Annotated in this window: 13 protein-coding genes; 10 read left to right on the top strand and 3 right to left on the bottom strand. The window is 57.6% G+C overall.

Features of this window, described 5'->3' with window-relative positions; translation table 11 throughout:
* The first annotated feature begins 10 nt into the window (after positions 1–10).
* Positions 11–2095 (top strand): acyltransferase family protein, encoded by a 2085-nt coding sequence (locus QP381_RS01925; RefSeq protein WP_285067629.1) that lies wholly within the window; start codon positions 11–13, stop codon positions 2093–2095.
* A 48-nt stretch (positions 2096–2143) separates the two neighbouring features.
* Here QP381_RS01925 and QP381_RS01920 read toward each other — a convergent pair whose 3' ends face one another.
* Positions 2144–2914 carry a fructosamine kinase family protein gene (locus QP381_RS01920; RefSeq protein WP_006680518.1) on the bottom strand — a complete coding sequence of 257 codons (771 nt, stop codon included), beginning with the start codon at positions 2912–2914 and terminating at the stop codon, positions 2144–2146.
* A 140-nt stretch (positions 2915–3054) separates the two neighbouring features.
* Between QP381_RS01920 and QP381_RS01915 the strand changes: the two genes are divergently transcribed.
* The 6 genes from QP381_RS01915 (at position 3055) to QP381_RS01890 (ending at position 8175) form a co-directional block, all read left to right on the top strand.
* Entirely contained in the window at positions 3055–3399 is a 345-nt protein-coding gene (locus QP381_RS01915) for a hypothetical protein (RefSeq protein WP_103632920.1), read from the top strand.
* 1 nt (position 3400) lies between these two features.
* Positions 3401–5071 (top strand): hypothetical protein, encoded by a 1671-nt coding sequence (locus tag QP381_RS01910; protein ID WP_285067626.1) that lies wholly within the window; start codon positions 3401–3403, stop codon positions 5069–5071.
* Between the two features lie 147 nt (positions 5072–5218).
* On the top strand, positions 5219–6022 hold the full coding sequence (gene thiM / locus QP381_RS01905; protein ID WP_103632922.1) for a hydroxyethylthiazole kinase: 804 nt from the start codon (positions 5219–5221) through the stop codon (positions 6020–6022).
* Positions 6019–6714: a thiamine phosphate synthase gene (thiE, locus tag QP381_RS01900; RefSeq protein ID WP_006680514.1), complete on the top strand. Its 696-nt coding sequence runs from the start codon at positions 6019–6021 to the stop codon at positions 6712–6714. The genes thiM and thiE overlap by 4 nt, the downstream gene beginning before the upstream one ends.
* Positions 6711–7541 carry a bifunctional hydroxymethylpyrimidine kinase/phosphomethylpyrimidine kinase gene (thiD, locus tag QP381_RS01895; RefSeq protein WP_103632923.1) on the top strand — a complete coding sequence of 277 codons (831 nt, stop codon included), beginning with the start codon at positions 6711–6713 and terminating at the stop codon, positions 7539–7541. Before thiE ends, thiD begins: the two co-directional genes overlap by 4 nt.
* Complete coding sequence (locus QP381_RS01890; protein WP_257878447.1) at positions 7528–8175, top strand: TenA family protein; 648 nt, start codon at positions 7528–7530, stop codon at positions 8173–8175. The genes thiD and QP381_RS01890 overlap by 14 nt, the downstream gene beginning before the upstream one ends.
* A 136-nt stretch (positions 8176–8311) precedes the next feature.
* Here QP381_RS01890 and QP381_RS01885 read toward each other — a convergent pair whose 3' ends face one another.
* Positions 8312–8695, bottom strand: a complete 384-nt coding sequence (locus tag QP381_RS01885) for a phage holin family protein (RefSeq protein WP_006680511.1) — start codon at positions 8693–8695, stop codon at positions 8312–8314.
* Between QP381_RS01885 and QP381_RS01880 the strand changes: the two genes are divergently transcribed.
* From QP381_RS01880 to QP381_RS01870, 3 genes are all read left to right on the top strand, one after another.
* On the top strand, positions 8689–9111 hold the full coding sequence (locus QP381_RS01880; protein ID WP_336619914.1) for a glutamate-cysteine ligase family protein: 423 nt from the start codon (positions 8689–8691) through the stop codon (positions 9109–9111). The genes QP381_RS01885 and QP381_RS01880 overlap by 7 nt on opposite strands.
* A 54-nt stretch (positions 9112–9165) precedes the next feature.
* Positions 9166–10659, top strand: coding sequence for a glycoside hydrolase family 32 protein (locus tag QP381_RS01875; RefSeq protein WP_285067619.1), 1494 nt, complete (start codon positions 9166–9168; stop codon positions 10657–10659).
* Positions 10660–10943: 284 nt separating this feature from the next.
* The gene (locus QP381_RS01870; protein WP_285067618.1) at positions 10944–12947 is read left to right on the top strand and encodes a sucrose-specific PTS transporter subunit IIBC; all 2004 of its coding nucleotides are present in this window, start codon (positions 10944–10946) and stop codon (positions 12945–12947) included.
* Between the two features lie 135 nt (positions 12948–13082).
* Here QP381_RS01870 and QP381_RS01865 read toward each other — a convergent pair whose 3' ends face one another.
* Positions 13083–14120, bottom strand: coding sequence for a LacI family DNA-binding transcriptional regulator (locus QP381_RS01865; protein ID WP_285067616.1), 1038 nt, complete (start codon positions 14118–14120; stop codon positions 13083–13085).
* Positions 14121–14316 lie beyond the last annotated feature (196 nt).

Raw genomic sequence — 14316 nt, 5'->3', positions numbered from 1 at the left:
AATCTTGGGCGTGACGAACCCCCATACTCCGAGCCCGAGTGCTTTTGAATCCTCCGGTCAATCCGGTGGTGGTTTTCAGTCCGCGCACTCGGACAATGAAGGGGATTCGTCAGTAGGCGCGGCCTCGTCCACCCCATCGGAACCGACGCCAACTCTGACAACTCGACGACGCTTGCAGGGACTCGACGGCATGCGTGGCATCGCAGCGATGTTCGTTCTGGTCTATCACCTGCTCCCGCAGTACGCGAAAGCCGGGTTCGCGGGCGTCGACATTTTCTTCGTCCTATCGGGCTTCCTCATCACCTTGTTGCTGATAGACCGATTGGATTCAACCGGTTCACTTGGGATCGGTCATTTCTGGATTCGACGTTTCAGGCGTCTTGTCCCGGCGGCGGTCACGACGTGTATTGGTGCGGGAATCCTTGCTCTGCTCAGCGGGACGGATGCGCTAGTTGCGCTCCCTCGCCAAGTCGTCGGCGTGCTCACCGGCACGTACAACTGGCTTGAAATCATCTCCGGCGCCTCTTACTTCGAGCAACAGTCGCCACTGCTCCTGACCAACGCATGGTCATTCGCCGTTGAACAGCAGTTCTACGTCATCTGGCCACTGATCCTCCTTCTTCTGGTTCGGCTACCGAAACACCTCAGAATCTGGATCGCTCTTGGAATCGGCGGAGCATCGACCGCATGGCACGCTGTCCTAGTTGGCCAAGACCTTTCGCGCGCATACATGGGAACAGACACTCACCTGTGGGGTCTGATGATCGGCGCGGCCCTCGCATTCGCCGTCCCCAACGCCATGCAAATGGTCGATGAACGCGCCAAACATGCCGGATATATAGGCTTCTTCGGCGTCATCTCATTCTTTGCCACGATGTTCCTGATGACCGTGTTGCCGGAGTCTTTCATGTACCCGTGGGGCATGGTCATCGTGTCTTTGACGACGGCGTTCACTATCCGTGGCTTGCTTCCCGACGTGTCCTACGCCGGGACTGCCCGCCTGCTTCGCAAGGTGCTTGAACTACGTCCCCTGGTGTGGCTGGGAGAACGATCCTACGGAATCTACCTGTGGCATTGGCCGTTGTGGGTGCTCGCTTTCTACGTGGCTCCCCAGATGAGTCTGTCAATGTCGGCAACGCTCGTGTCAGTGGCATCGGTTCTTTTCGCCGCGCTGTCGTACAGGTTTATTGAGACTCCAATTCGTCGCGTCGGCTTCCTTCAGTGGTGCCGTATCGTGTGGTCAGGTTTTCTGACATTCACTGGAAAAGTACGCATCGTCATCGCCGTGATTGTACTGGTGATTGCCTCCCTGTTTGCGGTTGCACTTTGGTTCTCGCCGAATCAGTCGAGCGCTCAAATTGCCATTGAACAGGGAGCAATGTCGGCTCCTGCCAGCGATGCGATGACGTCCGGCTCGCAGTCCGCGGATGCGGCCTCGTCGGGCGACCAGTCGCAGAGCGAGACCCAAAGCGACGCACAGTCTGGCGCACAAAGTGGCGAACCAGAGTTCATCCGCCGCTACGACTACACGCAGCCACAGGTCACTGGCGAAGAAATCACGATTATTGGCGACTCGGTCACCCTGGGTTCTTCGGCTGCGCTCAGCGAAGCATTCCCGGGTGTCTACGTTGATGCCGAGGTCTCGCGTTCTGTTCTTGCTGCTGGTCCCATCATCGATTCTTTGAACGCGCAGGGCTTGCTTCGCGAATACGTCGTCATCTCACTGGCAACGAATAATGTCGTGACAGACGACCAGATTGACGCACTTGTTGCCCAGATCGGGCCAGAGAGAAAGCTCATCCTGGTCACTGCATTCGGTCCTGCTCGCACAACGTGGATCCCACCGTCGAATGACACGATTTGGCGTGCAGCAACGCGCTACCGGAACGTGTTCGCGGCCGATTGGGCGAACCCCATTTCCCGTCACCCCGAGGATCTTGCCGGAGACTCCGTGCACCCGGCAACGGATCAGGGGCACCAGATTTACGTTGAAGCAATCCGGAGTGCTCTGAACGAGGCCCTTCAGATCTCCCTGCGCGACAGTGAAGCGAGTGCCGAAACGGATTCTCAATTCGGAGCACAAGCGGCGTACTGATTCAGCACGTGGCACGTGTTCGACCCGGAGGGGCTCCCACCTGTTGTACTAGCCGTATTTCTTCACTATCTGCATCACATCTGACCGGTAGGACACGCCAAAAAGATAGGCGTGAATGATCAGAATATGAAGACTGTGAAGCCCGATGCGTTCGCGCCAGCCATCCTGAAGAGGTGACGCTTCGGCGTACGCATCGCGGATTGTTTCCAGATGAGGGCAACCAAAAACACCGAGCATCGCCAAGTCTTCTTCGCCGTGACCCCCTTGGGCTGCTGGATCAATAAGGGTTACACCATCGGGTGTCCACATGACGTTTCCGCTCCACAGATCTCCATGAAGTCGAGATACTTCCCCGGAACGGACAAGAGCGGGTTGGTCATGATCAAACACCCCGGATGCGAGTTTTTCAGCGAATTGATGCAGGCGCTCGCGGTCTGTCTGGCTAAAAGCTGGGCAGTCAATATAGGGCTCAACCCGGTATTTGGCGTAGTACTGTCCCCAAGATGCGCTGCCCCCATCGGCTAAGAGAGGCAATGGAGCTTCACCCATCCACCCGTCGGTTGTATGCCCGGGCGGTGGAGCGCCTAAATGAGGCGCGCCCGCTGCGTGCGTATACGCCAGGGCTCGTCCAAATTCCTCAGCCATTCGCGGGGTTGCTTCGATGCGAGACAGGACTGGCTCTTCGAGCCAGGTCTTCCCGTAATCGAGCACGGGAACAATCCGCGTTGCCTGATCGCCCGCATCCGCGAGCCATAAGAGCGCTGTCACTTCATAGGAGATCTTCTGAGGCCGATGGTCGGTTTTCCGGAACGTTTCCACGGTGTTACTCCTTAGAGGCTGCAATTGTTACGAGGATATCCACAGGTGCTCGTCCCTGAAATTGGTTATCCACAATTTTGCTTCCCTCGACTTTCCTCGTTGTCACTGTCCTTCTAGCGTGGGGAGTGGAAGGAGGATCCGTGGATGAAGTAGGCAATATGCAGGTCGCTCGCGAATCAATGTGGAGCGTATGCAAAGTGCTTGAAGACATACACGGCGACGTTGCATGTGAGCGCTTCGAAGACTGGCAGGGTGGAGCTGCAGATGCAGCTCGAGATGACCTCTTGGTGCTTTTAGGACAGCTCGGAGTGGTCATGGACTCGGGAGATGATGCGCTTTTAGCGCTCGACACGGCGATTGCTGAGTGTCAGCTAGCCAGCGTTGTTCTGATGCCCGGACAAACAACAAATCCGTTATCGCTGGGCGCATATACGCCTGCCTCTTTTGCTTCACATACGTTCTCTGAGTCATCAGGTGTGTTCTGATATGAACAGAATTGTTGTGACAAGCGGGCCAACGCACGTTGACACGGATGCGTTGATCAGGGCATGTACCCGGCTTCGCAAGAGTGAAGAGTCGCTATCCGCATTGATCGCTTCCACTCGGTCGGCTCAGGATCATGCACGCCTGGGCATCGGGCTCAGCCCCACCGCATACACGGCTGTTAGTGCGATAGAAGAAGTGGCCTCGTTGATGACGTATCTTCGCGCCAAACTGTCCGCATTCGCCGACTCGATCGCCTACTGTGCAGCCATCTATTCGGGCGCAGACTCGCGAGCGGTTGCGCTTTTGTCATCAACCCACAACGACAGTCCCATCTTCAACCTGAATCTTTCGCAGCCGAACCTCAAAGAGCCTGCACCGGGCTTTCCGATGATTGCACAGTGGCTAAGGGAAAACACATGGGATGTGCGCTCGCGGAACCTTGATGTCCTATCAGCGATCCTGGCGTTCATGTTCGGGCGCTCAGATGGTTTAACGGCACTTCGTTTTGAACGCGACCTTGACGCGTTCTCCTTCGGCGTTCTGCATCTTTTCGGCGCTCGGCGCGGTGTGCCCGGAAGCTCAACGAAGCAGGTCGCCGGGTACGCCGCATCGTGGTCGTCCGGAATTGGTGCGCTGTTCTTCGGAAATGTCACGGGCGTGGAAATTCAGACAGGCTCCTCGTCGGGAGCCGGCAGAGGACATCGGATTATCAAAGCAGTGAAAGAAGGATTCGCTCCCATATTAGCGGCGAGTCCGCATACGCCTTTCGCGCTCTCCGTTCTGTCGATCGTCGGTGGAGTGGGGCAGGGGGTTGGTGCGATCCGTTCGCATCCGACTCAGCGCGTGGTCACCCCTTCTACCCCCGATACTCGACCTGCAATGAGCACCCCTACTCCTATTTCCACGGTTGAAACTCCGCGAAAACCATCACAACTGTTGGAGTCACTTTCAGGACTGAATTCAGGAGGCGAAGAAGGGCAAATCAAGATCATCCGACACAGCACTCCGATTCCCTCCGATGCGTCATCGCCGGGTGGATCACGAACATGTTCGTCCTGGTCAGTCGTCATTCGAGGTACTCAGAAGTGGAGCGTCGGGGGAAGTAACCCGCAGGATATGCTCACCAATTTTGAGGGGGTAGCAGGGCGCGAATCCGACCAATCACGCGCGGTCCTAGAGGCGATGAAAATGGCTGGAATCAAAGCGGATGAACCCGTCGAATTCGTTGGTCATTCGCAAGGAGGCATTATTGCCGCTCAACTGGCGACCAGTAGCGACGTGAACCAGAACTACCACGTCGTATCAGCCCTGACAGCGGGGTCCCCGATTGGCGGATCGCAGACTCCTTCGCACGTCCACGTCCTCGCATTAGAGAACACCAGAGACCTGGTGCCAGCACTCGACGGGGGAGCGACTTCCCAAGGAGTGACAACCGTTCACTTTGATGGGCACACGTACATCCCGGCCGAAAAACAGGGACAGAATCTGGTTGCGCACGACATTGGAACCTACCGTAACCTGCTAGGAGATATTGAGAATCGCCAAAATGAGCCGGGGCTTACCAAGGTTAAAGAATGGGAAGAACATCGGATCGAATCGCTCGGTTTGACCGAGCAGACGACCTCTCAAGCGTATGTCTTCGACACTAGGCGCATCCATGACGAGGGCTGAACAATCGGATAAACACCGGTGGACAGATGCAGACGACCGTTCTGAAACCGCGTCCAACCTGCTAACGTGATGGCGTGACACGGGGTGCCACAGGCTGAGAAAAAACCCGTTGAACCTGTCGAGATAATTCTGACGAAGGGAATGTCAATGATGGATCGTGCCATCGTATCTTCGGCTCTTGAAGCTGTCCGAGAAACAAGCCCATTGGTTTCGTGCATTACCAATTCAGTGGTCACAAACTTTACGGCAAACGTCCTTTTGGCCATCGGCGCTGCCCCTGCAATGGTCGACATTGTTGGCGAAGCGGGACCGTTTGCGTCGATCGCGTCCGGTCTGCTGATTAACTTGGGAACGCCGACCCCCGAACAGCGTGAAGCTGCTCGTGAAGCCGCGTCAGCTGCGGTCGCAGCGGACGTTCCGTGGGTATTGGATCCGGTTGCGGTTGGTGCCTTGGTGCATCGCACCGATCTTGCGCGTGAGCTGGTGACAATGGGGCCGACTGTTGTTCGAGGTAACGCCTCGGAAATCATCGCGCTTGCGGGTGAGGGAGCTGGTGGTCGTGGTGTCGATGCCTCCGACGAGGTTGAATCAGCGTTCGAAGCAGCCCAGCTCATTGCGCGCAACTACGGCAGTGTTGTTGCAATCTCCGGCGCAACCGACGCAATCGTCAGCGCAGATCAGATTATTCGTGTTGGTGGTGGCGCAGAAATGCTGACTCGCGTCACCGGTGGTGGTTGTGCGCTGGGTGCGTTCCTCGCTGCTTTCGTCGGTGCGGCGAAGACGCGTGCGGTGACGCCGCTGGAAGCGGTTGCTGCCGGTCACGCCGTCTACTCTGCTGCGGGTGAGATTGCTCAAGAGAAAGCGTCGGGCCCGGGTACGTTCCAGATGCACTTCCTTGATTCGCTCTACTCGGTCTCGACAGACGACCTTGACAGGATTCCGCTGTCATGAGGAATGCTCCTGACCTACGGGTCTATTTGGTGACGGATGCTGAGCAGTGCGAATCGATGGGGCGGAGTGTTCTTGAAACGGTTGAAGCCGCCGTCGAAGGTGGAGCAACGTGCGTCCAGCTTCGCGCGAAGACTTCCGATGGCGGTCCCTTCCTTGATGAGGTCTGCGAAGTAGCGAATGCGGTCGGCGACCAGGTTCCCGTGATCGTCAATGACCGGGTGGATGTGTTCCTCGCAGCTCGCGCATTGGGTGTCCCAGTTGCGGGTGTGCACGTTGGTCAATCGGATCTTCCCGCGAAGGTTGTGCGTGAAATGATCGGCGAGGTCGCGTTCCTTGGATTGTCTGTTGGGACTGATGAAGAGGCGCGGATTGCGGCAAGCGAAGGGGTTGCAGATCACGTTGGCCTCTCGGTTCTGCGCACCACGGCAACGAAGACGAATACGCCCGATGTCCTTGGCTATGACGGGTGTGAACGGCTTGCGCGCCTTGCCGTTATGCCAAGTGTCGCTATTGGTGGTGTTGGTATCGATGACATGGCACCTTTGAAAGCGCGTGGTGTGAATGGTGGTGCCGTGGTTTCGGCAATCTGTTGCGCAGAGGATCCGAAGCAGGCTGCTCGCGATCTTCTGAATGCGTGGAGCAGCGCTCCCGACGCTGGTCGTCAGGAAGCGACGGGGGTGAGTGATCGATGATTCCTACAGTGACCGCTTTGACGATTGCCGGATCTGATCCCTCGGGTGGAGCAGGTATTCAGGCTGATATGAAAGCGATGAGCGCCAATGGTGCGTACGCGATGAGCGTCATTACCGCTCTGACCGCACAATCAACGAAGGGCGTGGCCGGAGTCCACGCGGTTCCCGTTGATTTCGTCAAACTCCAGTTAGACACGGTTCTTGACGATATTGCTCCCGATGCAACGAAGATCGGGATGCTGGCAACTGCAGACTTGGCACGCCTTGTTGGTGAATACCTTCCGCGGTTGCCTTACACGGTGCTTGATCCGGTGATGGTGGCAACTTCGGGTGATCCGCTATTGGACAACGAGGCTATCGCCACTGTTCGGCAGCTGTGCACTGTCGCAGATTTGATTACACCGAATCTTGCTGAGGCAGCGGTTCTTCTTGAATCCGATTGGGCAACCAACGTCAATGAGATGACGGAGCAAGCGTTCGCTTTGCGCGAGCTAGGCGTGAAGAATGCGCTGGTGAAGGGTGGTCACCTGGATGAGAAAGCGTGCGATGTCTTCCTCGGCGAAGGTGACTCAGAACCGCATATTCTGACCGCTCACCGTATTCACACGAAGAATACGCACGGAACAGGATGCACGCTCTCATCATCGATTGCGGCTCTTCGCCCGCGTTGCGACTCGTGGCTCGAAGCTGTCACGCGCGCGAAGGCGTACTTGACGGGCGCGATCGAACAGGCTGATGAGCTTGGAGTCGGACACGGGCACGGTCCCGTCCACCACTTCTACGCGCTGTGGAATGACGACATGATGAAGGACAATGATGTTCACTGACGAACTGTGGGAAGAGATCGCCCCCATTAAGAAAGCGATTGACCAGGGGCAATTCGTTCGAGGTCTCGGTGACGGGAGCCTCAGCCAAGACAAATTCAACTACTACATGGTCCAAGACGCCCTGTATTTAGCTGCATACGCAAAGGCTCTTGCTGGTCTCGCCACTTTTGCGCACGATCCGGATGACCTGGTGTTCTGGGCCGAAGCATCGGCGAATTCGATCAAGGTTGAGCGAGAGCTCCACGCGTCGCACGTCGACGTGATGGCAGCGGCAACGCCTTCGCCAACGTGTCGTGCCTACTCTGACTTCTTGGCTGCCCAGCTTGCCAGCGGTGAATACGGGATTGCTGTCGCAGCGGTTCTGCCCTGCTTCTGGATCTACCAAGTGGTGGGGACTGAGCTCCTCGACACTGCCGGTGACCTTGAAAAACACCCCTACGGTGACTGGATTGGAATGTACGCAAACCCCGTGTTTGCGGAAGAAACCAAGATCGTCCGCGGGATCGTTGACCGCGTGGCCGAAGGCGTTGTAGAACTCCAGCGCCAGCGCATGAGGGACGCGTTCGTTCAGGCCAGCCGATACGAATGGATGTTCTGGGACGCGGCATGGCGAATGGAGACGTGGCCAATCTGAAAGAGCCTCGGTCACCGCCTGCATCTCCCTGAGGTGCGAAGCGTCGAGCAATACGACGGGGCGGGGGTGTTCTGGATCCAGAACACCCCCGCCCCCTAATCTCAGCGGTTCACATTGTCACCTGCCCGAACGCGGACTACTTGTCCTTCTTTGCGCCAATCAAGCCGGCAACAAGGGACGAGACGATTGCGGTGATGACAGCACCAAAGAAGCTTGCCCAGAAGCCACCCGTTTCAAAGGGAATGCCAACGGATGTTGAAAGTGCGCCGGTCAGCATGAACAGCAGGGCGTCGGTAACGATGGCGAACAAACCGAAGGTCAGGATGTACAGGGGGAAGGTCAAAACCTTCACCAGAGGTTTGATCAGGGAGTTCACCAGAGTGAACACCAATGCGATCACCGCAAGGGCGATCAGAGTGGAGGCTAGTGACGTTCCGTCGGTGAAATTGATCGACGGCACAATCAGGGTCGCTGCCCAGATACCAGCCATGGTTGCAATGAGTCGAAGTATAAATTCCATACTTCCAGTCTGCCTGTGTTCCAGCTTTTTCGCATCCGCAGGCGGTTTTTCGCGGGCGACATTCCGACTCTCCACGCCTGCCGACCGCTGGCTTGCCACACCTGTTGGATTCGTGGGAGCAGGTCGAAGATCTTGAGGAGCGTTTGAAGCGCGCGGGCGGGATCGTGAATTTCAACGAGGTTCGCTGGGATGTTCGCCCATCGCCGGGCTGTGGAACGATTGAGGTTCGCTCGTTCGATTCGGCGACGAATATGACGGAATTGCGGGCTTTGTCCGCGCTTGTTCACGCTTTGGTTGAGACGGTGTCGCGTGATCTTGATCGTGGGGTCGCGCCTGCGGTGCTGCCTCGCGAATTGCTGGAATTGAATAAGCGGCGTGCTTCCCGATTCGGGCCGACTGATTCGAGGTGTGTGTAAAGTTATGACCGAAAGCCTCTGTCAAACGAGTGACATACTTGCTAGTCTCGAAGAATGACTGAGGATTTCCTGGCTTTTGCACTCAATGCTGAACGTCGCTCTCACGCCTGCGAAGACGCGGACTACCCCCAATTTCATGTCGCTCCGCCAGTTGGGCGCCTCAATGATCCGAACGGCCTGATCAAAGTTGGCGACACTTACCACGCCTTCTTCCAGTACACCCCGGAGCATCCGAAGAAGCTTGTTTACTGGGGTCATGCGACGTCGAAGAACCTCGTGAACTGGGAATACCTGAAACCTGCGATCCTGCCCGACACTCACCAGGACGCAAACGGCGCCTACTCCGGTACTGCGATCGCGACCGAAGAGGGCGTGGAACTCTGGTACACGGGCAACTACAAGGATCCTCAGACCGGTGAGCGCGAAGCGACCCAGTGCGTCGTCATCACGTCCGACATGAAATCGTTCACCAAGCTTGTTCCGCCGATTATCGGCCATCAGCCCAACGGCTATACCGCTCACTTCCGCGACCCGCAGGTCTGGGCCGATCCCGAAGTGCCGGGTAGCTACCGCATGCTCCTCGGCGTGCAACGCGAAAACGAAACCGGCGCCGCCCTTCTCTACCGTTCGAGCAACCTGCGTACCTGGGAATGTGAAGGAGAAATGACCTTCCCCGATGCGAACGGCACATTCGACGCCTTCGGCTATATGTGGGAATGCCCGAACCTCGTTCGCCTGAGCGATGAGGTCAGTGGTGAAGTCCGCGACGTCCTCATCTTCTGTCCCCAGGGTATCGCCCCCGACGTTGAAGGCTACGAAAACATCTTCCCCTGCATTTACATCGTCGGAAAACTGGTCGGCACAGAATTTACCGAGTGTGACGGATCATTTACCGAGCTTGACCGCGGTTTCGAGTTCTACGCTCCCCAGGTCTACGCGCGCACTGACACCGCGTGGGGTGCATGGAGTGACGAGAAGCCCGCGCTTCTTGTCGGCTGGGCCGGCAACGCCAGCGAAGATGACCAGCCCTCGATCGAAACCGGAGGGTGGGTGCACTGCTTGACCTCTCCGCGACAGCTGGTGTTGGTTGACGGCGTGCTTGTTCAGCGTCCCTACCTGCCCGGCTTGCCGCTGTCATTCGACTCCGAAGTGGAGACTCTCGCGGGTTCGCGTTCGTGGAGGTTCTCAGCTGACGTCGAGTTCAACGCACCTTCCGCTACTTCATCCGACGAGGCCACCTCCATTACTTTCGTCATCGGCTCAAAGGGGGCGGGAGTGAATGTGACACTGAGTCCGTCATCCCTGACCGTTGATCGCTCCGACTCGCGTTACCCACATGGAGATATACGAACCGTGACCCTCGCGGATGAAGAGTCGGAGCATATTGAGATCATCCACGACCGGTCTCTCACTGAAATCTTCCTCGGAGATGGTCGCAAGGCCTTCACCTTCCGCTCCTTCTTGAACGGTGAAGCAGCTGGGCTCGAAGCGCGATGTGAATCGTGTTCTGTAACTCTGACAAACATATGCAGGGCTCGTCTGGACTGAAAGGTGTCCGCGCCAAGTAAAGGGTGGCATGTGAGATGTGTGCGCGGCCTCGTGAATCGACAATCTGGGTGGGCTTCGGCTGGAATGTGTCCGCAGGTCATCACTGCTGAGGTGGTAAGCGCACATTTTTGCGCGTCAGTTCGGCGAAAAGTCCACATAACAATGAGACAAAAGCCCTTGCGCTGAGGCGTATGGCGCACATAGTATGTCAAACGATTGCTATATAGCCCGGTAGTGAACGACGACGTTGTACACGCGCCTGGCCCACCGAGAAAGGAACGTGGATGGCAATGGATTACGCCAAGGTGGCGTCCGAAGTTGTAGAAGCGGTCGGAGGTGCCGATAACATCAGCGCAGCCGCACACTGCGCAACCCGCCTGCGACTCGTTATTGTCGACGAGTCTAAGATTGACCAGGCTGCCCTCGACGCGAATGGAGACCTCAAGGGCACCTTCGCAGCAGGTGGCATGTTCCAGATCATCGTCGGTCCCGGCGATGTCGACAACGTCTACCGCAAGATGGTCGAAAACCACTCCGTCCGCGAGGTCTCCAAGGATGAAGCTAAGGAAGAAGCCGCAAAGTCCGGCAACCTCTTCTCGCGCTTCATCAAGATGATCGCTGACATCTTCGTTCCAGTCCTCCCCGCCCTGATCGCCGGCGGTCTGATGATGGCTATCAACAACGTTCTGACCGCTGAAGGCCTTTTCGGCGAACAGTCCGTCGTTGGAATGTTCCCGGCCATCGCTGACTACGCCTCCCTGATCAACATGATCTCGTCGGCAGCATTCGCTTCGCTGCCTGTCCTGGTTGGCTTCTCCGCTGCAAAGCGCTTCGGTGGCAACGTCTACCTCGGTGCGGCAATCGGCGCGGCAATGATCTCCTCCGACCTGCTCAATGCATGGAATACCGGTGCGGCACTTGCCGGCGACGCAGAGGTTGAATACTGGCACCTCTTCGGCATGGAAGTTGCCAAGATCGGCTACCAGGCGCAGGTCATCCCGACCCTCGCCGTCACCTTCGTCATGTGCGTCATCGAAAAGTGGCTGCACAAGCGCCTGTCCGGCACCGTTGACTTCCTCGTCACCCCGCTGGTTACCATGCTTCTCACCGGCTTTCTTGCATTCATCGCAATCGGCCCGATCACCCGCGTTCTCGCAGAAGGCATCACCAACGGCATCAACTGGGGTTACTCCACGCTCGGCCCAATCGGTGGCCTGATCTTCGGCTTCTTCTACTCGCCGATCGTCGTCACCGGCCTGCACCAGTCCTTCCCGGCAGTTGAAATCCCGCTACTCCCCGTTAATGGTGGCATCGGTGACTTCATCTTCCCGATCGCCTCCATGGCAAACATCGCTCAGGGTGCTGCAGCCCTCGCTGTCTTCCTGAAGGCCCGCGATGCCAAGCTGAAGGGCCTCGCCGGCGCCGGCGGCGCGTCCGCAGTCTTCGGTATTACCGAACCCGCAATCTTCGGTGTCAACCTGCGCCTGCGCTGGCCCTTCTACGTCGGCATGGTTGCTGCAGCAATCGGCTCCGCCGGCGTCGCACTCTTCGACGTTCGTGGCCAGGCACTCGGTGCAGCAGGCTTCGTCGGCTTCGTGTCGATCATCCCGAACGACATCCCGATGTACCTGCTCCTTGAAATCCTCGTCTTTGCCCTATCCTTCGGTGCCACCTTCGCCTATGCCTCAACGCGAGGCAAGGTGGACTTGGCCGAAGGTGGCGCAGTCGCAGCATCCGCCGATTCTGCCGCCGCAGCTGCACCTGCAGCTACTGGCGTCGCAGAAGCCAAGATCGTTGAATACGCCGAAGGCGCAGACACCGACTACACCATCACCGCACCTCTCGCCGGTGAAATCATCCCGCTCGAGCAAGTCAAGGACGAGTCCTTCGCCAAGGGCATGCTCGGCCCGGGCGCAGCAATTATTCCCGCCGGTGGCGTAGTCGTCGCACCGTTTGACGGCAAGGTCACGGTCGCATTCGAGACCGGTCACGCCTACGGCCTGAAGTCCGCATCCGGCATGCAGGTCCTGATCCACATTGGTATGGACACGGTCAAGCTTGAAGGCAAGTGCTTCACCCCCCGCGTCGCCAAGGGCGACATGGTCCGTCGTGGCGATGTCCTCGCCGAGGTTGACTGGGACGGTATCCGCGCAGCCGGTTACGACACCATCACCCCGGTTGTCGTCACCAATAAGAAGAAGTTTGACTCCGTCGAGCTTTCCGTCACGGGCACCGTTTCCACGAACGATACCTTCCTTGAGGCACAGCCGAAGGAAGTAACTGCCTAATCGGGTTTTATTCCTGACACGTGACGGGGAGAAGGTTACGGCCTTCTCCCCGTCGTGTGTGTGATCTGAGTGCGAATAATGAAGGGGCACTGACGGTTGTCAGTGCCCCTGATTCGATTGAAATGAGATGTGTGCTTACGCGGTCCAGCCTTCAATCAAAGTCACTGGGAACTCGTAGCTTCCGCCAGTCGCTCGGTCGTGAGAATCATCGGATGTGTCGGCAGAGCCGTGGGCCTCGCTGCTAGTTTCACCGTTGATCTGCGCAAGCAGGATCTCGACGGCCTTGCGGGCAATCAGATCGAGGGGCTGGCGTAGCGTGGTCAGTCCGGGAAGAGCGCGGTGAATAGCCTGGGTTCCATCGAAGCCGATGATTCGCAGGTCGCCTGGAACGGTCAGGTTGTGCAGGCGTGCCCATTCGAGGACCTCGGCCGCGGCCAGGTCATCGGTGGCGAAAACGCCATCGATTTCTTCGGCGACAGAGTTGAGGCATTCATTGACGGCCAGTTGGCGGATCGCAGAATCCGTGTGGAAGGGAACTTCCAGAATGACCGGTTCAACGCCGTCTTCGCCAAGGGCTCGACGATATCCGTGCTCGCGCAGGTTCTTCGGGTGCGAGCGCGAGGTCAGCAGGGCCGGTCGGTGGCAGCCTGCGTCCAACAAGCGCCTGGTGGCGTCGTATCCGGCGGTTTCGTTGTTGCAACGAACGTTAGGGATCCGGGGTGAGAGCTCGCGGTCGATGGTGACCAGTGGCATGCGTATCGTTTGGTATTCCTCGAGCGCTTCGTTGTGTGCGCCAGAAATAATACCGTCGACTCGATTTCCAACCAGTAGGTTCAAGTAGTCGCGTTCACGGTCCGCGTGTCCCATCGAGTTGCAGATAAGGATGCGGTAGCCCTGTTCGGCAAGGGCGTTTTCAATCTCGACGGCGAGTTCGCCGAAGAAGGGGAGTGCGACAGTCGGGACGATCAATCCGATGGTGTCGGACTTTTTGCCGTGGAGTGCGCGTGCGAGCTGGTTGGGACGGTATCCGAGTTTCGCGATCGCGTCGCCGACGCGGTCCTTTGTTGTCTGGGACAGGTATCCGCGGTTGTTGAGGACTCGCGACACGGTGGTCAATGAGACGCCGGCTTCTTTGGCTACGTCGGCCAGGGTGGGCTCGGAGTGTGACTTCACGGGTTAGGTCCTTGTTTTGCTGGCGGTCGTTCGGTTCATTTTAGATGTTGATGTGTGCAGACCATATGGACTTCTGTCGAAGTGTGAGCCTATTTACTGACTACTCATCTCGTCGCCTGTTGAACGTGTGCCTGACGCGCAGAATACTTGGTCAAGTCCGTGTTAAGCAGGCAAAAAAGGGGACGAGTCTGGGCGT

The sequence above is a fragment of the Pauljensenia sp. UMB6358 genome, from assembly GCF_030216865.1.
In the GTDB taxonomy this organism is placed as follows: Bacteria; Actinomycetota; Actinomycetes; order Actinomycetales; family Actinomycetaceae; genus Pauljensenia; species Pauljensenia turicensis_A.
Note: the sequence above shows the minus strand (reverse complement) of the source record. Positions and strands in the feature narration are given on the sequence as shown.

Bases quoted from the DNA above. Each gene is read 5' to 3' on its own strand.
- thiE (WP_006680514.1), top strand. From the start codon at position 6,019: ATGAGGAATGCTCCTGACCTACGGGTCTATTTGGTGACGGATGCTGAG.
- thiM (WP_103632922.1), top strand. From the start codon at position 5,219: ATGATGGATCGTGCCATCGTATCTTCGGCTCTTGAAGCTGTCCGAGAA.
- QP381_RS01910 (WP_285067626.1), top strand. From the start codon at position 3,401: ATGAACAGAATTGTTGTGACAAGCGGGCCAACGCACGTTGACACGGAT.
- thiD (WP_103632923.1), top strand. From the start codon at position 6,711: ATGATTCCTACAGTGACCGCTTTGACGATTGCCGGATCTGATCCCTCG.
- QP381_RS01885 (WP_006680511.1), bottom strand. From the start codon at position 8,695: ATGGAATTTATACTTCGACTCATTGCAACCATGGCTGGTATCTGGGCA.
- QP381_RS01890 (WP_257878447.1), top strand. From the start codon at position 7,528: ATGATGTTCACTGACGAACTGTGGGAAGAGATCGCCCCCATTAAGAAA.
- QP381_RS01870 (WP_285067618.1), top strand. From the start codon at position 10,944: ATGGCAATGGATTACGCCAAGGTGGCGTCCGAAGTTGTAGAAGCGGTC.
- QP381_RS01875 (WP_285067619.1), top strand. From the start codon at position 9,166: ATGACTGAGGATTTCCTGGCTTTTGCACTCAATGCTGAACGTCGCTCT.